This window comes from Streptomyces nogalater, from assembly GCF_039532885.1.
Lineage (GTDB): Bacteria > Actinomycetota > Actinomycetes > Streptomycetales > Streptomycetaceae > Streptomyces > Streptomyces nogalater.
In genome coordinates, this window is record NZ_BAAASM010000053.1 from 35534 (window position 1) to 54947 (window position 19414).

General features: G+C 70.1%; 16 protein-coding genes and 1 pseudogene. 8 read left to right on the forward strand and 9 right to left on the reverse strand.

The annotated features are described in order from the left end of the window. Positions 1-8 precede the first annotated feature (8 nt). The 4 genes from iolD to iolC all read right to left on the reverse strand — a co-directional run bounded on the left by iolD (position 9) and on the right by iolC (position 4627). Positions 9-1889, reverse strand: coding sequence for a 3D-(3,5/4)-trihydroxycyclohexane-1,2-dione acylhydrolase (decyclizing) (iolD, locus tag ABD350_RS29225; RefSeq protein ID WP_344351717.1), 1881 nt, complete (start codon positions 1887-1889; stop codon positions 9-11). After that, a complete protein-coding gene (iolB, locus tag ABD350_RS29230; RefSeq protein ID WP_344351719.1) occupies positions 1886-2704 on the reverse strand; it encodes a 5-deoxy-glucuronate isomerase in 819 nt (272 codons plus the stop codon). The genes iolD and iolB overlap by 4 nt, the downstream gene beginning before the upstream one ends. A gap of 7 nt (positions 2705-2711) precedes the next feature. After that, positions 2712-3596, reverse strand: a complete 885-nt coding sequence (locus tag ABD350_RS29235) for a Cgl0159 family (beta/alpha)8-fold protein (protein ID WP_344351765.1) — start codon at positions 3594-3596, stop codon at positions 2712-2714. Between the two features lie 80 nt (positions 3597-3676). Continuing rightward, positions 3677-4627 (reverse strand): 5-dehydro-2-deoxygluconokinase, encoded by a 951-nt coding sequence (gene iolC, locus ABD350_RS29240; RefSeq protein WP_344351721.1) that lies wholly within the window; start codon positions 4625-4627, stop codon positions 3677-3679. Between the two features lie 329 nt (positions 4628-4956). Here iolC and ABD350_RS29245 point away from each other — a divergent pair, with 329 nt between their 5' ends. After that, entirely contained in the window at positions 4957-5157 is a 201-nt protein-coding gene (locus tag ABD350_RS29245) for a helix-turn-helix transcriptional regulator (RefSeq protein ID WP_344351723.1), read from the forward strand. 17 nt (positions 5158-5174) lie between these two features. Here ABD350_RS29245 and ABD350_RS29250 read toward each other — a convergent pair whose 3' ends face one another. Continuing rightward, the gene (locus ABD350_RS29250) at positions 5175-6218 is read right to left on the reverse strand and encodes a zinc-dependent alcohol dehydrogenase family protein (protein WP_344351725.1); all 1044 of its coding nucleotides are present in this window, start codon (positions 6216-6218) and stop codon (positions 5175-5177) included. A 141-nt stretch (positions 6219-6359) separates the two neighbouring features. On the opposite strand from ABD350_RS29250, the gene ABD350_RS29255 reads away from it, so the two are divergent. Beyond that, a complete protein-coding gene (locus ABD350_RS29255) occupies positions 6360-6578 on the forward strand; it encodes a heavy-metal-associated domain-containing protein (RefSeq protein ID WP_344351726.1) in 219 nt (72 codons plus the stop codon). Between the two features lie 86 nt (positions 6579-6664). Beyond that, positions 6665-8917 (forward strand): heavy metal translocating P-type ATPase, encoded by a 2253-nt coding sequence (locus ABD350_RS29260; protein WP_344351728.1) that lies wholly within the window; start codon positions 6665-6667, stop codon positions 8915-8917. Positions 8918-9626: 709 nt separating this feature from the next. Here the strand turns inward: ABD350_RS29260 and ABD350_RS29265 are convergent. The 3 genes from ABD350_RS29265 to ABD350_RS29275 form a co-directional block, all read right to left on the reverse strand. Next, positions 9627-10916 (reverse strand): citrate synthase, encoded by a 1290-nt coding sequence (locus tag ABD350_RS29265; protein ID WP_344351730.1) that lies wholly within the window; start codon positions 10914-10916, stop codon positions 9627-9629. A 197-nt stretch (positions 10917-11113) separates the two neighbouring features. Beyond that, positions 11114-13369 (reverse strand): SF1B family DNA helicase RecD2, encoded by a 2256-nt coding sequence (gene recD2, locus ABD350_RS29270; RefSeq protein WP_344351731.1) that lies wholly within the window; start codon positions 13367-13369, stop codon positions 11114-11116. Between the two features lie 70 nt (positions 13370-13439). Next, a complete protein-coding gene (locus tag ABD350_RS29275) occupies positions 13440-13679 on the reverse strand; it encodes a hypothetical protein (RefSeq protein WP_344351733.1) in 240 nt (79 codons plus the stop codon). Positions 13680-13982: 303 nt separating this feature from the next. On the opposite strand from ABD350_RS29275, the gene ABD350_RS29280 reads away from it, so the two are divergent. From ABD350_RS29280 to ABD350_RS29300, 5 genes and pseudogenes are all read left to right on the forward strand, one after another. Further along, positions 13983-14771, forward strand: coding sequence for a GAF domain-containing protein (locus ABD350_RS29280; protein WP_344351735.1), 789 nt, complete (start codon positions 13983-13985; stop codon positions 14769-14771). Positions 14772-14873: 102 nt separating this feature from the next. Continuing rightward, a pseudogene (locus ABD350_RS29285) lies at positions 14874-15408 on the forward strand (hypothetical protein); the annotation flags it as partial. Positions 15409-15611: 203 nt separating this feature from the next. Further along, positions 15612-16052 (forward strand): hypothetical protein, encoded by a 441-nt coding sequence (locus tag ABD350_RS29290; protein ID WP_344351737.1) that lies wholly within the window; start codon positions 15612-15614, stop codon positions 16050-16052. A gap of 9 nt (positions 16053-16061) precedes the next feature. Then, positions 16062-17897, forward strand: coding sequence for an alpha/beta hydrolase (locus ABD350_RS29295; RefSeq protein ID WP_344351739.1), 1836 nt, complete (start codon positions 16062-16064; stop codon positions 17895-17897). A 110-nt stretch (positions 17898-18007) separates the two neighbouring features. Continuing rightward, the gene (locus ABD350_RS29300; protein WP_344351740.1) at positions 18008-18532 is read left to right on the forward strand and encodes a hypothetical protein; all 525 of its coding nucleotides are present in this window, start codon (positions 18008-18010) and stop codon (positions 18530-18532) included. Between the two features lie 42 nt (positions 18533-18574). Here ABD350_RS29300 and ABD350_RS29305 read toward each other — a convergent pair whose 3' ends face one another. After that, positions 18575-19228, reverse strand: a complete 654-nt coding sequence (locus ABD350_RS29305; RefSeq protein WP_344351741.1) for a DUF2637 domain-containing protein — start codon at positions 19226-19228, stop codon at positions 18575-18577. Between the last annotated feature and the right edge of the window lie 186 nt (positions 19229-19414).

Here is a 19414-nt window from a genome sequence, read left to right on the forward strand (position 1 = left end):
ACTCCTTCTCACAGATGGCGGCGTCGGGTGGAGACGTGCCGTTCGTACAGCTCGCGTGCCTTGACCGCGGACGGGCGGGTCGCGGTCGCGGCCACGGGAACATCCCACCAGGCCTGGGCGGGCGGCGCGCCCGACACAGTGTCGGACGTTTCGGTCTCCACGTAGACACATGTGGGGACGTCGGCGGCGCGCGCCTCGCCGAGCGCCGCCCGCAGCTCCCCCACGGTCCCCGCGCGCAGCACCCGCATGCCCAGGCTGGCCGCGTTGGCCGCCAGGTCGACGGGCAGCGGGGCGCCGGTGTAGGTGCCGTCCCCGGCCGGGTAGCGGTAGGCCGTGCCGAACCGCTCGCCGCCCACCGCCTCCGACAGCCCGCCGATGGAGGCGTAGCCGTGGTTCTGCACCAGGACGAGTTTGATCGCGACGCCTTCCTGCACGGCCGTCACGATCTCCGTCGGCAGCATCAGATACGTGCCGTCGCCGGCCAGCGCCCACACGTTGCGCTCCGGCGCGGCGAGCTTCACGCCGATGGCGGCGGGGATCTCGTAGCCCATGCAGGAGTAGCCGTACTCCAGGTGGTACTGGTCCGCCGACCGCGCCCGCCACAGTTTGTGCAGGTCGCCGGGGAGCGACCCGGCCGCGTTGATGATGATGTCCGACTCGTCCACCAGCGTGTCCAGCGCCCCGAGGACCTGTGTCTGGGTCGGGCGGGCGGCGGGGTCGGGGGCCGCGAAGCAGGCGTCGACGGTCCGCTCCCAGCGGTCCTTGGCCCCGGTGTACTCGGCGACGTACTCCCCCGGCACCCGGTGCCCGTGCATCCCGAGCGCCTCGGTCAGCTCGCCCAGGGCGCTGCGGGCGTCCGCGACCAGCGGGAGCCCGGCGAGCTTGTGGCCGTCGAAGGGGGCGATGTTGAGGTTGACGAAGCGGACGTCCGGGTGGGCGAAGAGGGTGCCGGAGGCGGTGGTGAAGTCGGTGTAGCGGGTGCCGACGCCGATCACCAGGTCGGCGGTGCGGGCCAGGTCGTCGGCGGTCGCGGTGCCGGTGTGCCCGATCCCGCCGACGTCCTGCGGGTGGTCGTACCGCAGGGACCCCTTGCCGGCCTGGGTGGAGGCGACCGGGATGCCGGTGGCCCCGGCGAACTCGGCGAGGGCGGTCTCGGCGCGGCTGTGGTGCACCCCGCCGCCCGCGATGATCAGCGGCCGGCGTGCGTCGCGGATCTCCCGGACCGCCTCGGTCAGTTCGGCCGCGTCCGCGCCGGGCCGCCGTACGGTCCACACCCGCTCGGCGAAGAACCGCTCCGGCCAGTCGAAGCTCTCCGCCTGCACGTCCTGCGGCAGGGCGAGGGTGACCGCGCCGGTGTCCACCGGGTCGGTGAGCACCCGCATCGCCTGGAGGGCCGACGGGATCAGGGCCTCCGGCCGGGTGACGCGGTCGAAGTACCTCGACACCGGGCGCAGGGTGTCGTTGACCGACACATCGCCCGCGTAGGGCACCTCCAGCTGTTGCAGCACCGGGTCGGCGGGGCGGGCGGCGAAGACGTCGCCGGGCAGGAGCAGCACCGGCAGGTGGTTGATGGTGGCGAGGGCGGCGCCGGTGACGAGGTTGGTCGCGCCGGGGCCGATGGAGGTGGTCACCGCGTGGGTGGACAGCCGGCCCGACTGGCGGGCGTAGCCGACGGCCGCGTGCACCATGGCCTGCTCGTTGCGGCCCTGGTGGTACGGCATCACGTCCGCGTACTCGACCAGCGCCTGGCCGATCCCGGCGACGTTGCCGTGCCCGAAGATGCCCCAGACGGCGCCGACCAGCCGCTGCCGGGCGCCGTCCCGCTCGGTGTACTGGGCGGCCAGGAAGCGGACCAGTGCCTGGGCGACGGTGAGCCGGATCGTCGTCATCGGTACCCCCCGGTGGTGTGGTCGGGATGGAAGCGGATGAGCCACTCCCGGCTCGGCCCCGGGCCCGCCATGACGTTCAGGTAGTACATGTCGTGCCCGGGCTGGGCGATGGACGGGCCGTGCCAGCCGTCGGGGACGAGCACGGCGTCGCCGGAGCGGACCTCGGCGAGCACGTCCGCACCGCCCGCGCGGGAGGGCGACACCCGTTGGTAGCCGAGCCCGTTCGGGCCGTCGATCTCGAAGTAGTAGATCTCCTCGAGCTCCGACTCCTCGCCGGGCCGGTGCTCGTCGTGCTTGTGCGGCGGGTACGAGGACCAGTTGCCGCCGGGGGTGATCACCTCCACGGCGATCAGCCGGTCGCACGCGAAGGCGTCGGCGGCGGCGAAATTGCGCACCCGGCGGGCGCAGGTGCCGCTGCCGCGCTCCTCGACGGGGACCTCCGGCGCGGGGCCGTAGCGGGCGGGGAGTCGTCGCTCGCACTTCGCTCCTGCCAGGGCGAAGCGGCCTCCCGCGCCGGAGGCGATCTGGACCCGGGCGTCCCGGGGGGCGTACGCGAAGTCGGTGACATCCGCGAACACACTGTCCCGGCCCAGGAGTTGGAACTCGTCCTGCTCCGTTTGTACGGTACATCCGCCTTCCAGCGGAAGCACGATCCACTCGCTGTCGCCGGTGGTGAAGGTATGGCTGCCGCCGGGCGCCAGCTCGACGACCCGCAGACTGCTGTGCGTCCAGCCGGCCGATTCGGGGCCGATGTCGACGGCGTACCAGGCGTTCGCGGTCGCGCCCCTGGGCAGATGCAGATCGGTGCCGGTCATGCGCCCCTCACAGCAGTCCTACGGCGGTGTCCACGGCGGCGGCCACATCGCCGTCCGCCGGGTACAGCAGCGAGCGGCCCGCCACCAGGCCGCGCACGGTGGGCAGACGCAGCGCGCCGCGCCACTTGTCGTAGGCGGCGGCCCGGTCCGCCGGCAGGTCCCCGACGTCCCCGCCGAGCAGGACGGCGGGCAGCGTGGAGGTCTGCATCACCCGGGCCATGTCGCCGGGGTCCTCGGTGACCGGCACCTTCAGCCAGGTGTAGGCGGAGGAGCCGCCGAGGCCGGAGGCGATGGCGATGGACCGGGTGACCGCCTCGGCGGAGAGGTCGTTCACCAGCTCGCCCCCGGGGCCGCGGCGGCTGATGAACGGCTCCACGAACACCGGGAGCCGGCGGGCCGCCATGGCGTCGATGACACGGGCGGCGGTCTCCAGGGTGGCGAGGGAGCCGGGGTCCGTGTAGTCGACGCGCAGCAGCAGCTTGCCCGCGTCGAAGCCGAGCCGCTCGATGTCCTCGGGGCGGTGGCCGGTGAACCGGTCGTCCAGTTCGAAGCTGGCCCCGTGCAGTCCGCCGCGGTTCATGGAGCCCATGACGACCTTGTGCTCCAGGGCGCCGAGCAGCAGCAGGTCGTCCAGGATGTCGGCGGTGGCGAGCACCCCGTCGACACCGGGCCGGGACAGGGCCAGGCAGAGTCGGCTCAGCAGGTCGGCCCGGTTGGCCATGGCGAGCCGCCGGTCCCCGACGCCGAGGGAGCCGCGGGCCGGGTGATCGGCGGCCACGATCATCAGCCGCCCGCCGTCGTCCAGCAGGGGACGACGGGCCCGGCGCGCGGCGGCCTCGGCGATGGCCTCGGGATGCCGGGCGCGGATCCGGACCAGCTCGGCCACGTCGATGCCGGGGTGGGGGGCGGCCGGCGGTGGCCCCGTGCCGGCGGCGCCGCCCTCGGTGTGCGTGCCGGCGACCCGGCCGGCCCTCACCGCACCGCTCCGGCGTCGAGCGCGGCGGCCACCTCGTCGGGGGTCGGCATCGCGGAGGAGCACTCCAGGCGGGAGGCGACGATGGCGCCGGCCGCGTTGGCGTGCCGCATCACCGTCTCCAGGCCGTGCCCGGCCAGCAGGCCGTGGCACAGCGAGCCGCCGAAGGCGTCGCCGGCGCCGAGTCCGTTGAGGACGGTGACGGACAGCGGCGGGACCTCGGCGGTCTCGCCCGCACGGCTGACGGCGAGGACGCCCTTGGGCCCCTGTTTGACGACGGCCAGCTCGGCCCCGGCGTCCAGCAGGGCGCGGGCGGCGGCGTACGGCTCGCGCGTCCCGGTGGCGATCTCCACCTCGTCCAGGTTGCCGACGGCGACGGTGGCGTGGCGCAGGGCCTCGGCGTAGAAGGGGCGGGCGGCGCCTGGGTCCGCCCAGAACATGGGGCGCCAGTCCAGGTCGAAGACGGTGATGCCGGCCTTGGCCCGGTGGGCGAGGGCCGCGAGGGTCGCCGTACGGCTCGGCTCCTCGCTCAGGCCGGTGCCGGTGACCCAGAAGATCCGGGCCCGCGCGATGGCGTCCAGGTCAAGTTCGCGGGTGTGGATCTCCAGGTCGGGGGCCTTGGGCCGGCGGTAGAAGTACAGCGGGAAGTCGTCCGGCGGGAAGATCTCGCAGAAGGTGACGGGGGTGGGCAGGCCGGGGACGGGGGTGACCCAGCGGTCGTCGACGCCGAAGCCGCGCAGGGCCTCGTGGAGGTAGGCGCCGAACGGGTCGTCGCCGGTGCGGGTGATCACGGCGGTGCGGCGGCCGAGCCGGGCCGCGGCGACGGCGACGTTGGCCGCGGATCCGCCGAGGAACTTGCCGAAGGACGAGACCTGGGCGAGCGGGACGCCGGTCTGGAGCGGGTAGAGGTCCACCCCGATCCGCCCCATGGTGATCAGGTCGTAGGCCATCGGCTTCCCTTCGTCATGGCTCTCCCGGCTTTCTAGCCCCGCATACGGAACCGTGTCAACGTTTTGTCCGGACATACGGACCTCCGGACTCCGGTACGGCGGGGCTCCTCCCCGTGCATGGATGCCCTTTGTGGCGGGTTCGTCACAAACACCACCGTCCTGTCACGGATGTCACGCCTGTATCGGTTCTCTGTCACATGCCGTCGACAGACGCCCCCCGGCGGTCACTCACCGTCGCCGTCAGTCACAGGCTGGGTGACCGACGCAGCGCCCGGCCCCCCGGGCGGCCGTACGGTCGCCGCCGTGGCGCACACAGGGAGGTGCGGCTCATGGCCGACCGGAGGCTCTGGTCCTACAAGGAGATCGCGGCGCACATCCGGGTGCGGCCGGACACCGTGCGGTCCTATCGCAAGCACGGGCATCTGCCCCCGCCCGACCACGTCGAGGGCGGCAGGCCGTACTGGTATGCCGACACCGTCCGCGCCTGGGTCGCCGCGCGCCCCGGCAACCGCCGGCGCGGGGCCGGCTGACCACCCGGACGGACAGGTCAGCTCCAGGGCTCGACGACCGTGACGCCCGCCCCCGTCGCCGTGCCCATGGCCGCGAGCGCCGCCGGGGCCGCGTCGAGCGGGATGGTCCGGGTCACCAGGAGGTCGGGGCGCAGGACGCCGGTGCGGACCAGGTCGAGCATGCCGGGGTAGGCGTGGGCGGCCATGCCGTGGCTGCCGAGGAGTTCCAGTTCCAGGGCGATCGCGCGGGCCAGCGGGACCGGGGTGGTGCCGTCGGCCGAGGGCAGCAGGCCGACCTGGACGTGCCGGCCGCGGCGGCGCAGCCCGTTCACGGAGGCGGCGCAGGTGGCGGGCGAGCCCAGGGCGTCGAGCGAGAGATGGGCGCCGCCGCCGGTCAGCTCCCGGACGGCGGCGGCCGGGTCGGCCACGCCGGTGGCGTCCAGGCACGCGGCGGCGCCGAACCCGCGCGCCAGTTCCAGGGCCCGCAGGGAGATGTCGACCGCCACCACCCGGGCACCCGAGGCCGCCGCGATCATCACCGCCGACAGGCCGATGCCGCCGCAGCCGTGCACCGCGACCCACTCCCCGGCCGCCACCCGGCCCTGCTGGACCACGGCCCGGAAGGCGGTGGCGAAACGGCAGCCGAGGGCGGCGGCGGTGGCGTACGCCATGTCGTCCGGGAGGGCGACGAGGTTGACGTCGGCGTGGTCGAGGGCGACGTACTCGGCGAAGGAGCCCCAGTGGTGGAAGCCGGGCTGGGTCTGCCGTTCGCACACCTGCTGGTCGCCCGCCACGCAGGCCGGGCAGGTGCCGCAGGCGCAGACGAACGGCACGGTGACCCGGTCGCCGGGCCGCCACCGGGTCACCCGGGCGCCCACCGCCTCGACCACCCCGGCGAGTTCGTGCCCCGGCACGTGCGGCAGCGTGATGTCCGGGTCGTGCCCCGCCCAGCCGTGCCAGTCGCTGCGGCACAGCCCGGTGGCCTCCACCCGGACGACCACGCCGTGCGCCGCGGGCTCCGGGTCGGGCACCTCCCGTATCCCGGCCGGCTTTCCGTACTCCTCGAAGACCACCGCTCGCATGCGCGCTCCTTTCGGGAACCCGCATGAAGGCTAGACGTTCCGGGGAGGCACTTGGCTTCATACCCCCTAGGGGTATACAGTGATATCGGGGTTCCTTCGGGTACCCCGCGGCCCACACGCGCCTCGACGAGGAGTAACGACATGACCACCGTCACCACCGTCTACAAGGTCACCGGCATGAGCTGTGGCCACTGCGAGGGCTCCGTCTCCGAGGAGATCTCCCAGCTCCCGGGCGTCAGCTCGGTGAAGGCCGTCGCGTCGACCGGCGAGGTGACCGTCGTGTCCGCGGCCCCGCTCGACGAGGAGGCCGTGCGCGCCGCCGTCGACGAGGCCGGCTACGAGCTGGCCGGCCAGGCCTGAGCACCACCCGACCGATCCCCGACCGGGCCGTGCCGACCAGCTGATACTGGATCCGTACGGCCCGGTCCGATGTCTGGAGTCCGGACATGACCAGCACCACCGCCAAGCCGCCGGCCACGGCGCCCGGCACCGAGCAGGTCGAGTTGCTCATCGGCGGCATGACCTGCGCGTCCTGTGCCGCCCGGGTGGAGAAGAAGCTCAACCGGATGGACGGCGTCAGCGCCACCGTCAACTTCGCCACCGAGAAGGCCAAGGTCACCTTCGCCGACGGCGTCGAGGTCGCCGACCTGATCGCCACCGTCGTAAAGACCGGCTACACCGCCGAGGAACCCCGGCCGCCGGAGCCCGAGACCGAGGCCGCGCCCGAGGCCCCGGAACGGGACGCCGAACTCGCCGAGCCGAGGCACCGCCTGCTCGTCTCCGCGCTGCTCGCCGCGCCCGTGGTCCTGCTCGCGATGATCCCCGCGCTCCAGTTCGACAACTGGCAGTGGCTCTCGCTCACCCTGGCCGCGCCGGTCGTCGTCTGGGGCGGCGCCCCCTTCCACCGGGCCGCCTGGACCAACCTCCGGCACGGCGCCGCCACCATGGACACCCTGGTCTCGGTCGGCACGCTCGCCGCGTTCGGCTGGTCGCTGTGGGCGCTGTTCTTCGGCGACGCGGGCACCCACGGCATGCACGACGAGTTCCGCCTCACCGTCTCCCGCATGGACGGCGCCTCCACCATCTACCTGGAGGTCGCCTCCGGGGTCGTCGCCCTGATCCTGCTCGGCCGCTATCTGGAGGCCCGCTCCAAGCGCCGCGCCGGCGCCGCCCTGAAGGCGCTGATGGAGCTGGGCGCCAAGGACGTGGCGGTGCTGCGCGAGGGCCGCGAGGTGCGGGTGCCGGTGTCCGGCCTGGCCGTGGGCGACCGGTTCGTCGTACGGCCCGGCGAGAAGATCGCCACCGACGGCACGGTGGTGGAGGGCATCTCCGCGGTGGACGCCTCCATGCTGACCGGCGAATCGGTGCCGGTCGACGTCGGCCCCGGCGACCGGGTCACCGGCGCCACGGTCAACGCCGGCGGCCGGCTGGTCGTCGAGGCCACCCGGGTCGGCGCGGACACCCAGCTCGCCCGGATGGCCCGACTGGTGGAGGACGCGCAGAACGGCAAGGCCGAGGTGCAGCGGCTCGCCGACCGGATCTCCGCCGTCTTCGTCCCCGTGGTCATCCTGATCGCGCTCGGCACCTTCGGCGTCTGGCTGGGGGTCACCGGGGACACGACCGCCGCGTTCACGGCCGCCGTCGCCGTCCTGATCATCGCCTGCCCCTGCGCGCTGGGCCTGGCCACGCCGACCGCGCTGATGGTGGGCACCGGGCGCGGCGCCCAGCTCGGCATCCTGATCAAGGGCCCCGAGGTGCTGGAGTCCACGCGCCGGGTGGACACGGTGGTCCTGGACAAGACCGGCACGGTGACCACCGGCCGGATGAGCCTTGAGGCCGTGTACGTCGCCGAGGGCGAGGACGAGAAGGAGCTGCTGCGTCTCGCGGGCGCCCTGGAGCACGCCTCCGAGCACCCGGTGGCCCGCGCCATCGCCGCCGGAGCCGAGGAACGCGCCGGTGCGCTGCCGCCGGCGGAGCACTTCGAGAACGTGCCCGGGCGGGGCGTACGCGGGCGCGTGAACGGCCGTGAGGTGGCCGTGGGGCGGCTCTACGACGAGCTGCCGCCGGAGCTGGCGCGCGCGGCCCGCGAGGCCGAGCAGCAGGGCCGTACGGCCGTCGTGGCCGGCTGGGACGGGCGGGCCCGCGGGGTGCTCGCCGTCGCCGACGCGGTCAAGGAGACCAGCGCCGAGGCCATCCGCGAGCTGCGCGCACTGGGCCTGACGCCGGTGCTGCTCACCGGGGACAACCGCACGGTCGCCGACGCGGTCGCCAGGGCCGTCGGCATCGGCCCGGAGCACGTGTACGCCGAGGTGCTGCCCGAGGACAAGGTGGACGTCGTACGGCGGCTCCAGGGCGAGGGACGGGCCGTGGCCATGGTCGGCGACGGCGTGAACGACGCCGCCGCGCTGGCCACCGCGGACCTGGGCCTGGCCATGGGCACCGGTACGGACGCGGCGATCGAGGCCGGCGATCTGACGCTGGTGCGCGGGGACCTGCGGGTGGCCGCGGACGCCATCCGGCTCTCCCGCCGGACGCTGGCCACCATCAAGGGCAATCTGGTGTGGGCCTTCGGCTACAACGTCGCCGCGCTGCCGCTGGCCGCCGCCGGGCTGCTCAACCCGATGATCGCCGGGGCCGCGATGGCCTTCTCCTCGGTCTTCGTGGTGACCAACAGCCTGCGGCTGCGCGCCTTCCGGTGAACGACTGCCGAATTTCGGAATCGATCTTCCGTTCCCACTGGAGTCCTGCGCGAGCCTCACATAAGCTCTTCACAAGCCTCGCGCATCTTCCTTACGCTTGGGCCTCGATTGCCATATCGGGGCTCTTGCGTACGTAAGGGACATATGCAAGAGACGCACATCACAGTGATGCGAACGTAACCATCGAAGGGGTTCGAAGGTCTAAGTTGGCGATGTCAGACCAGCGTCTTGGGGGGCGCTGACTGGCGTCTGGGGATGTCTTGGGGGACTTTCCCAGAAGGGGGTACCTCCCGGCTCGCACGACGTTGAGAGCTTGGGGGAGCGTTGCCGGGGCACGTACACCGGGAAGCTTTGAGCGGCCCTCCCAGCGTGCGCTGTCCCGGCAGACCGCACCGCATCACTGGAGTACGGCGAGTTCGCTCGCGCGTGCTCAGACAGCGATTCAGGCGCTGTCCTCTCCGAGCGCCCGGCCGGATCCCGTGGGGGGAATCCGCACCGGGACATGGGAAGGCGCCCTGGTCGTCGGCCCGTGGGGGGACCGGCGTCGGGGCGCCTTCCACCTTTGTGACGCTTCTTCCGAGACGCTTCTCCGCCTCGCGTCTTCCGTGACGCTTCTGGCGCTTCTCCGCCGCGCGATCACCCGCGGGCGATCACCTGCGAGCGCCGGACCGGGGCCCGCCCTTTCGGACGGACCCCCTGCCCACTGCGCTCAGCGCTCCTCGACCGGGACGAAGTCGCGCTCGACCACGCCGGTGTAGATCTGGCGCGGGCGGCCGATGCGGGAGCCCGGCTCCTTGATCATCTCGGTCCACTGGGCGATCCAGCCCGGCAGCCGGCCGAGGGCGAACAGGACCGTGAACATCTCGGTCGGGAAGCCCATGGCCCGGTAGATCAGACCGGTGTAGAAGTCGACGTTCGGGTAGAGCTTGCGCTCGGTGAAGTAGTCGTCGGAGAGCGCGTGCTCCTCCAGCTTCAGGGCGATGTCGAGGAGCTCGTCCTCCTTGCCCAGCGCGGAGAGGACATCGTGCGCGGCAGCCTTGATGATCTTGGCGCGCGGGTCGAAGTTCTTGTAGACCCGGTGGCCGAAGCCCATCAGGCGGACGCCGTCCTCCTTGTTCTTCACCTTGCGGATGAAGGTGTCGACGTCGGAGCCGGAGTCGCGGATGCCTTCCAACATCTCCAGCACCGACTGGTTGGCGCCGCCGTGCAGCGGGCCCCACAGCGCGTTGATGCCGGCCGAGATGGACGCGAACATGTTGGCCTGCGAGGAGCCGACCAGGCGGACCGTGGAGGTCGAACAGTTCTGCTCGTGGTCGGCGTGCAGGATCAGCAGCTTGTCCAGCGCCGACACCACGACCGGGTCCAGCTCGTACTCCTGCGCCGGGACCGAGAAGGTCATGCGCAGGAAGTTCTCGACGTAGCCCAGGTCGTTGCGCGGGTAGACGAACGGGTGGCCGATCGACTTCTTGTACGCGTACGCGGCGATGGTCGGGAGCTTGGCGAGCAGCCGGATCGTGGAGAGGTCGCGCTGCTTCTCGTCGAACGGGTTGTGGCTGTCCTGGTAGAAGGTGGACAGCGCCGAGACGACCGAGGACAGCATCGCCATCGGGTGGGCGTCGCGAGGGAAGCCCTTGTAGAAGTTCTTGACGTCCTCGTGCAGCAGCGTGTGCCGCGTGATGTCGTTCTTGAACGCCGTCAGCTGGTCGACGGTGGGCAGCTCGCCGTTGATGAGCAGGTACGCCACCTCAAGGAAGGTGGAGCGCTCGGCCAGCTGCTCGATGGGGTAGCCGCGGTAGCGGAGGATGCCCGCCTCGCCGTCGAGGTAGGTGATCGCGGATTTATAGGCGGCCGTGTTGCCGTACCCGCTGTCCAGGGTCACCAGACCGGTCTGGGCGCGGAGCTTCCCGATGTCGAAGCCCTTGTCGCCGACGGTGCTGTCGACCACCGGGTAGGTGTACTCGCCGTCGCCGTACCGCAGTACTACAGAGTTGTCGCTCACGTCTTCCCTCACCGACGTAGTGCCTCATCTTCGAGGTGCCCTGACTGTCTCTACCATCCCCCATTTGGCTCAGGAGAGTGCACTCGGGGTCGACCATTGGGCCTATTGACGGCACTCAGTGCCGTCAGCCTGCCCATCCTGCCCCCTTCGAGGGGGTTCCGGAAGTGCTCTGTGACCTTCACGACTCGTTTGATCGATCATTTCGTGCCGAGTCTGAAGTCCAGGGCCGTGCAACGCCGTCCGGCCGACACCGTGCGCACCGCCTGGCCGATCGCCTTGCGTGATCCGACGAGCACGACCAGCCGACGGGCCCGGGTGACCGCCGTGTACAGCAGGTTCCGCTGAAGCATCATCCATGCCCCCGTCGTGACGGGAATCACCACGGCGGGATACTCGCTCCCCTGCGAACGGTGGATGGTCACCGCGTACGCGTGGGCCAGTTCGTCCAGTTCGTCGAATTCGTACGGCACCTCCTCGTCCTCGTCCGTCAGCACTGTCAGGCGCTGTTCGACCGGGTCGAGCGAGGTGACGACGCCCACGGTGCCGTTGAAGACACCGTTCTTCCCTTTTTCGTAATTGTTGCGGATCTGGGTGACCTTGTCGCCGACGCGGAAGACCCGGCCGCCGAACCGCTTCTCCGGCAGATCGGGCCGGCCGGGCGTGATGGCCTGCTGGAGCAGCCCGTTGAGCGCGCCGGCGCCGGCCGGGCCGCGGTGCATCGGCGCCAGCACCTGCACGTCCCGGCGCGGGTCCAGCCCGAACTTGGCGGGAATTCGCCGTGCGGCGACGTCCACGGTGAGCCGCCCGGCGGCCTCCGTGTCGTCCTCGACGAACAGGAAGAAGTCCTTCATCCCGTCGGTGAGCGGGTGCTGCCCGGCGTTGATCCGGTGCGCGTTGGTGACCACCCCGGACTGCTGGGCCTGCCGGAAGACCCGGGTGAGCCGGACGGCGGGGATGGGACCGCCGTCGGCGAGCAGGTCCCGCAGCACCTCTCCGGCGCCGACGCTGGGCAACTGGTCCACGTCCCCGACGAACAGCAGATGGGCGCCCGGCGGCACGGCCTTGACCAGCTTGTTGGCGAGCAGCAGGTCCAGCATGGACGCCTCGTCCACCACCACCAGGTCGGCGTCCAGCGGGCGGTCGCGGTCATAGGCCGCGTCCCCGCCGGGCCTCAGCTCCAGCAGGCGGTGCACGGTGGAGGCCTCGGCGCCGGTCAGCTCCGACAGCCGCTTGGCCGCGCGGCCGGTCGGGGCGGCCAGCAGCACCTTGGCGCGCCGGGCCCGGGCCAGCTCCACGATCGAGCGGACGGTGAACGACTTGCCGCAGCCCGGCCCGCCGGTGAGGACGGCGACCTTCTCCGTCAACGCCAGCTTGACCGCCGCCTCCTGCTCGGGCGCGAGGTCGGCGCCGGTCCGGGACGTGAGCCAGCCGAGCGCCTTCGCCCAGTCGACGTCCCGGAAGCCCGGCATCCGGTCCTCGTCGGTGCGCAGCAGCCGCAGCAGCTGGGCGGACAGGGAGAGTTCGGCGCGGTGGAAGGGCACCAGGTAGACGGCGCTGACCGGCTCCTCGTCGCCGTCGGGACCGGGCACCTTCTCCCGTACGACGCCCGGGTCGGCGCCCTCCTCAGGGGGCTCGGCCAGCTCGGCCAGGCACTCGATGACCAGCCCGGTGTCGACCTGGAGCAGCTTGACGGCGTCGGCGATCAGCCGGTCCTCCGGCAGGAAACAGTGCCCCTGGTCGGCGGACTGCGACAGCGCGTACTGCAGGCCGGCCTTCACCCGCGCGGGGCTGTCGTGCGGGATGCCGACCGACTGGGCGATCTTGTCGGCGGTGAGGAAGCCGATGCCCCAGACGTCGGCGGCGAGCCGGTACGGCTGCTCCTTGACGACGGAGATGGACTCGTCCCCGTACTTCTTGTAGATCCGCACGGCGATGGAGGTGGACACCTCGACGGTCTGGAGGAAGAGCATGACCTCCTTGATCGCCTTCTGCTCCTCCCAGGCGTCGGCGATCTTCTTCGTGCGCTTCGGGCCGAGGCCCGGCACCTCGATCAGGCGCTTCGGCTCCTCCTCGATGATCCGCAGGGTGTCGAGGCCGAAGTGCCGGGTGATGCGGTCGGCGAAGACCGGGCCGATGCCCTTGACCAGCCCGGAGCCCAGATAGCGGCGGATGCCCTGGACGGTGGCCGGCAGGACGGTCGTGTAGTTCTCGACGTGGAACTGCTTGCCGTACTGGGGGTGCGAGCCCCAGCGGCCCTCCATGCGCAGGGACTCCCCCACCTGGGCACCGAGCAGCGCGCCGACCACTGTGAGGAGGTCGCCGGCACCTCTGCCCGTGTCGACCCGGGCGACGGTATAGCCGTTCTCCTCATTGGCGTATGTGATGCGCTCCAGCACGCCTTCGAGAACGGCGAGACGCCGTTCACCGCTGGAGTTCCCCGCCTGTCGGTCCATGATCCGACGGTACCGGTGGGGTCTGACAGCCCGCCTGCGGACAGCCCGCCCGCGCGGCCGGGCCCGTGCTTCAGCCGGCCTGCTTGTCGCCCCTGACGCCGGGTGACAGGAACGTCTTCAGACGCATGAGCAGCGAGGCGCGTGGCTCGCTGGATCCGCTGAGGCTCGCTCGTACGCTCTCGAAGTCCACGGAGCGGAGGGCCGTGGCTTTCCGCTTCATGTACTCGGCCGGGTCTCTTTCGAACTCGCGTACCGCCGGGTCCGTGTCCAAGACGACCCCGCTCCACACCTCGCTGTGCGCAGTGCTCATGCTCGCGCTCCCCCCCGGGTTCGACTCGGAGGACGGGTGGCTCCCGCCGGTCTGGGTCGGCATGCGCCCTCCAAGCGTTGACGGTACAGTCTCGGCTGATGGCTTGTCAGCGTCAATCCGACGGTATGGCTTACGAATTGACAATCGGCCCGGTTCAAGAGGCTGACATCGTCCCTGAACGAACCGTCCGCCTCCCGGTCACGGCCCGGACACCTTCCGTCACCGTATTGATACCCAGAGACACGCCCTCCGAAACGGTCGAACCACCCACATGGCCTAACTCCGCGTGTAGGCTCCGTCGCTATGTCCTTGAGTGGATTACGGGTGGGCTGGGGTACGACGACGATGGGGACGCTGAGCGTCGTCACGTACGTGGCACCGATCGTCCTCGGTCTTGGCCTGGAACTTCCGATATGGCTCGCCATGACGATCATGGGTGTCGGCGTCCTCGCCACGGTGGCCACGGTCGTCGTGTCCCGGCGTGAGACGGTCGCCGCCCGGCGCGACCTGGTCACCGCCGAACAGGCCGCGAAGGTCGCCGCGGAGCGTGCCCGTGGAGCCATGGAGGACGTGCTCACGGTGTTGGTCCACCACATCGGCGAGATCGTCAGCGCGACCAGCAAGAGCGCGCGCAGCCCGCTCCAACAGCAGATGAAGCTGGCCATCGTCTCCCTCACGGCCCAGCTCATCGGTCCGCAGAACACGCGCGCCTGCGTCCTGGAGGTCGACCCGGCGTCCCTGGGGACCGGCGTCCGGGAGATGAAGTGCCTCGCCGGCCTGTGGATGGGGCGGGCGGAGGCGCCGCGGACGGTGTTCCGCGAGGACCAGGCGCGCGGGGCGTCCCTGCTGAAGCTGATGGACGACCGCAAGAGCACGTTCGTCGAGAACGTCGACGCGCTCGATCCCGCGCTCCGCCCCGAGACGGACTCGTACAAGACCTACATCACCGCCACCATCACCGCCGCCGGCAAGGACGCGTTCGGCGTCCTGTGCGTGGACGCGCCGAACCCCGGGGACCTCCGCAAGGAGGACATCCGCCTGGTGGAGGTCCTGGCCCGCCTGCTGGGCGCGGCGCTGGCGGTACGGCGCTGAGGCCCGCTGCCCCTTCCCGAACCGCGACGCGACCTCTCGGCGGCCTGGCTCGTTGGCCAGGCCGTACGAAAGGAGAGCTGATGGTCGGCTCGTCGCATGAGGGTCGAGCGCCGGGTGGACACGTTGCTGCGGGCGGAGGCGGACGAGGGTACGTATCCGCTCGTCGTGGAGTCGCAGGGGAAGACGGACGAGCGGAAGCGGGGCAGCTGGCTGTACTACCTGCGACGGCGCAGTGGGCCTCGCGTCCGATCCGGCTGGGTCTCCCGGGGCGGCACTCGCTGACGGTGCGGCCGTTTCCATACTGGAATCCCTGGCATCCGCCCTGCGGCACATCGACTCCGACAGTGCCGCGGTCTTCGCGCAATTCGTCGACTCATGCCTGGTCGGCCCCCAGGCGAAGCAGATGTGGAGGGATCTCATGACGGCTGTCCAGTACTTCCGGCGACACCCGCTGGCCGAGCAGGTGCGTGAGGAGGGGCGTATTCAGGAGCGGCAGGAGATGACCCTCCACGTCCTGGAGTGGCGCGGTATCCCGGTGCCCGATGGTGTCCGTGAGCGAGTACATGCCTGCACGGACCCCGGCCAACTGGAGGTCTGGGCCCAGCGCGCCCTCCATGCTGCGGACGCGGCGGAGTTGTCCGTCATGCATCCCCGGACCTCGTCAGTCATGAGCCCGCGCGTGGCTGAAACCCACATGAGTACAGATACTCAGGAAGGGCTGGGGGCCAGTGCGGATGGTCCGCGAACACCCGGCACACGTACTCTCCTGGCGGACTAATGGATCAGCACCGTCGAGCGCTTTTGGTGCGGCGGTTCTCGATACGACCTGGGGGGCCACGCGTGGCGTGGGACGAGTGGGAGCAGCTCAAGGCCACCGCTGCCGATCGGCATTCCGCACGCACGCAACTCGACCAGTTGCCCATGGTCGGCGGTGGCAAGGGCAAACTCCGGTCCGACAAGGCGGCCTGGTCCGCGGCCGGTGAGGGCGTCGGCTCGCTGCAGGACAGTCTCAGCAAGGCGCTGACGAAGCTGGAACAGGGACAGACGGGCCTGGACGAAGAGTCCGTATGTCTTACAGCGGCTGCCCAAAAAAGTGTGTATGCCTCCTGGGAGCGCCGTGTCACCGACATCAGTGAGTTGTGCCGCGGTCTGGCCGAGGTGCTGAACAAGACGGGTCACGACCAGTTGAGGACTGACCAAGCCATCAAATCCGAGATCGCGGGGATCAAGGTCGGTTCCGAGAGCAGTTCTGCCCCCGGTAAACCAGGCAAGGGCCGGTAATTCACAGGCATGGACCTCCAGACGCTGCAAAAGATCAAGCCATCAGAGTACGCGGAAGCCGCGGACGGTTACCGTGCAATCAGTGAGACGGCTGATGCCGCGAGGGAACGTGTCGACAAGGATGTCGCCAAGGCCATCCGCGAAGCGAACGAGGGAGAGGCGGCAGACGCTGCGCAGCGAAAGCTGCGACAGCTGTCCGAGAACTTCCACTACACACAGCTCGAATGCGGCCTGATCAGTGGTGCGCTCAATGCCTTCTCTTCGGAGATCGCCGCCCCTCAACGCCAAGTGTTGCAGGCGCTCGATGACGCGAAGGCACTGTCGTACACCGTCCATGCGGACGGTAGCGTGACGTTTCCCGCCGGTGGAAAGAACGAGCTGACCGGTGAGGAGATTCCCGGCGGGACTGCCATCGGAAACGACGGCATGTACCACGGGCCCGGGCTTGGTCCGGACCTGTCCGGCCTGATCCATCCCAACCCCCATCAGGCCAAGGCGCAAGACATCGCCAACAGAATCTCTCGTGCCCTCCGCGAAGCAGCGGAGATCGACGAGCGATACAGCTCGGTACTGAAGAAACTGAAGGCGGCTCCGGGGCTGATGGTCGACGCCAAGACGTGGACCGATGTGGCTGCGGACACAGAAGCTCTCGGCGAGGCCGCGTCGGATTATCTCCGAGATCACATTCCTCTCGACAAGTCACCCGCCGAGCGCAAGGAGTGGTGGGATAGTCTCAGCGATGAGGAACGCAACGAATACAAAAGAGCGTTTCCTGAGTATATCGGCAATTCGGACGGCATCCCGTCAGCTGTGCGCGACGAGGTGAATCGGGAAAACCTGGACATCCTCATCGGCAAACTGTCGAGTGAGGACGGCGAAAAAGCCAAGACGCAGCTGGACGCGCTCAAGAGCATCCAGCAGCAGCTTCAGGACAATGCCACGCAACGGCTCACGAACGCGGGAGAGCCGCCCATGTACCTGCTTGGAGTCAGCGATGAAGGACTGGGCCGGGCTATTGTCTCCTACGGGAACCCGGACACGTCCAGGAACGTGTCCGCGTACGCACCGGGCCTCGGTACCGCTCTGGACACCGACTTCACAAGAAATGACCTGAAGCGGGCGCATGAAACAGCGGTTGGCGCACGGAAGTACGACCCCTCCAGCGCATCCATCGTGTGGCTCGGCTATGACGCCCCCCAGCTTTCCGCGCCCGGCGATCTCCCTACGCTGGCATCCGACACGGATGTCACGTCGGCTGACAAGGCGAAGAACGGTGCCCCGGCGTACAACTCGTTCATGGCCGGGCTCGCGGCAACCAACGACCACAAGGATCCGCATCTCGTGGCGATCGGGCACTCATACGGTTCCCGCCTGGTCGGCGCGGCAACGCAGGAACCGGGAGGAATTCCGGGGGCCGACGACATCATTCTTCTGGGCAGTCCGGGCACGGGCGTCGACAGGGCAGAGGAACTCGGCGTCGGCAAAGACCACGTCTTCGTCGGGGCCGCGGAGAACGACCCGGTGAGCCACCTGCCGTCGAAGAAGGAGGCGATCGCGGGGACCATGGGCTTCTTCGGGGGCGGGCCGGCAGGGGCGCACCTGATCGGGGACCTCGCGGATCAGGGGGACGATGACCTCTGGTTCGGGAAAGACCCGGCCAGCGAGACGTTCGGGGCCAGGCGCTTCGAGGTCGCCGACGGCCCCAGGCCGCTGATCGATGGGCAGGGACCTACACCGGCGCATTCCAATTACTTCAATCCGGAGAAGGATCCTCAGTCGGCCGCGAACATCGCGGCCCTCGTCGCCGACCGGCCCGAACTTGTGAAGTGGGACGAACATCGATGAAGAAGCGCACCCTGGGCCTTCTGGTGGCCGCCCTCCTTGTTTCCGGTTGCGGCTTTTCGGGTGAGGGCACCGAAAAGGGTAGTCGGGAGGGGTCGACGAAGGAGACTCACATGAACATGCAGGAGGCCGGCGTCCACGCGGAGCAGATGCTGGACGCCATGGTCAAGGTCATCCACCCTCCTGTGGAGGCCGCTCCAGGGCCTTCCAGCGAAGCGATCTGCCCCGACTTCAAGAACGACTCCACCGGCACGGGGCAAGTGACGCGCCGACGCTATGTGATGACGATCATTTCCAGCGAGCGGCGGGGCAACTTCCTGGGCGTGGTGGAGCGCTATTGGAAGAAGCTCGGGTACACCATCACGTCGGTGCGCGACCACAAGGAGATGCCGGCGGTCTTCGCCACCGCACCCAACGGTTTCCGGGTCAGCCTGGAATTCGGTTACGCGGGCCAGGCCAGCTTCGACGTGGTGTCTCCCTGTGTCGCCGAGTCGAAGGTGACCGAGCCTTCGCGGAAGCCCCTCGACCCGCGTGCCGTCAAGTCCGACGGGCTCCCGTACATCCACTCCGACTTCTGGTCGCGGAACGCTCCGGTTCCTCCTTCTCCCTCCCCGTCGGTGTCCCACCACGACAGCTGAGCCGGGCACCCATCGGCCGACGCCCGGCGCAACGGTTCTGCGTTACCTGCCGTGGCGGGGTTTTTCCTGGCTCTGGGGCAGTGTCAGGGTGATCTGGCGGATCAGTTGCTGGAAGCACGCCAGGGACGCGAACGCGGGGAGGGCGGCTCCGGCGATGCCCGTGACGGTTCGGTCGGCCTGGGCTACGCACAGGATCATCGCCACCGAGGAGAACAGCACAACGATGCACCACGAGTGCATGGCCCGGCGCTGATGCAGGGCATTTCGCAGGATGGAGAGGGAGGCCGCCATCCAAGGGCCGTACACGAGCAGGGGCCACCAGGCGATCATTCCTCCGTTCACGCCCGGGGTGGCATTCCGCAGCGGATCATAGGCCGCCATTCCGCCGAATACGCTGACCATCGCCGCGAGGACGGACACGAACGCGGCGATCACAACACTGCCCGCCCGCATCCACTTGACGTGGTCTTTCTCGACGCGCCTCTTCCGGTGCCCCGGTCCGGCGGGAGCGCGCCGGCCGGAGGGGAACTGCGCGGTGATCCGCGCCAGTTTCTCCATCGGGTCCGCGAAGTCCAGGCCGGGTGCCGGCTCGCTGCGCGGCGGCGGGACCATGGCCGTCTGTCCGGTGGGCGCAGCCTCCTTCAGGAGGGTGGCGAGTTCTTCCGCCGGGTCCCAGTAATCGGGTGGTACCAGCACATCGCCCGGGTCCAGGGCATCGCCCGGACCGCCGGGCCAGTGGGGGCCCGGCGGGTACGGGGCCGCGTCCGCGTACCATTCGCGCCGTGTGAAAGAGGAACCCGAATATTCTTGATTCATAAATCCCCCCGGGTCAGACGCGGTCCAAGTGGCCGTCGGCGTTTTCCTGAGCGCTCCACCGTTCGT

What these genes read in the sequence shown, in the direction of transcription:
- iolD (WP_344351717.1), bottom strand. Translation starts at nt 1,889, where the DNA reads ATGACGACGATCCGGCTCACCGTCGCCCAGGCACTGGTCCGCTTCCTG.
- iolB (WP_344351719.1), bottom strand. Translation starts at nt 2,704, where the DNA reads ATGACCGGCACCGATCTGCATCTGCCCAGGGGCGCGACCGCGAACGCC.
- iolC (WP_344351721.1), bottom strand. Translation starts at nt 4,627, where the DNA reads ATGGCCTACGACCTGATCACCATGGGGCGGATCGGGGTGGACCTCTAC.
- ABD350_RS29245 (WP_344351723.1), top strand. Translation starts at nt 4,957, where the DNA reads ATGGCCGACCGGAGGCTCTGGTCCTACAAGGAGATCGCGGCGCACATC.
- ABD350_RS29250 (WP_344351725.1), bottom strand. Translation starts at nt 6,218, where the DNA reads ATGCGAGCGGTGGTCTTCGAGGAGTACGGAAAGCCGGCCGGGATACGG.
- ABD350_RS29255 (WP_344351726.1), top strand. Translation starts at nt 6,360, where the DNA reads ATGACCACCGTCACCACCGTCTACAAGGTCACCGGCATGAGCTGTGGC.
- ABD350_RS29260 (WP_344351728.1), top strand. Translation starts at nt 6,665, where the DNA reads ATGACCAGCACCACCGCCAAGCCGCCGGCCACGGCGCCCGGCACCGAG.
- recD2 (WP_344351731.1), bottom strand. Translation starts at nt 13,369, where the DNA reads ATGGACCGACAGGCGGGGAACTCCAGCGGTGAACGGCGTCTCGCCGTT.
- ABD350_RS29275 (WP_344351733.1), bottom strand. Translation starts at nt 13,679, where the DNA reads ATGAGCACTGCGCACAGCGAGGTGTGGAGCGGGGTCGTCTTGGACACG.
- ABD350_RS29280 (WP_344351735.1), top strand. Translation starts at nt 13,983, where the DNA reads ATGTCCTTGAGTGGATTACGGGTGGGCTGGGGTACGACGACGATGGGG.
- ABD350_RS29295 (WP_344351739.1), top strand. Translation starts at nt 16,062, where the DNA reads ATGGACCTCCAGACGCTGCAAAAGATCAAGCCATCAGAGTACGCGGAA.
- ABD350_RS29300 (WP_344351740.1), top strand. Translation starts at nt 18,008, where the DNA reads ATGAACATGCAGGAGGCCGGCGTCCACGCGGAGCAGATGCTGGACGCC.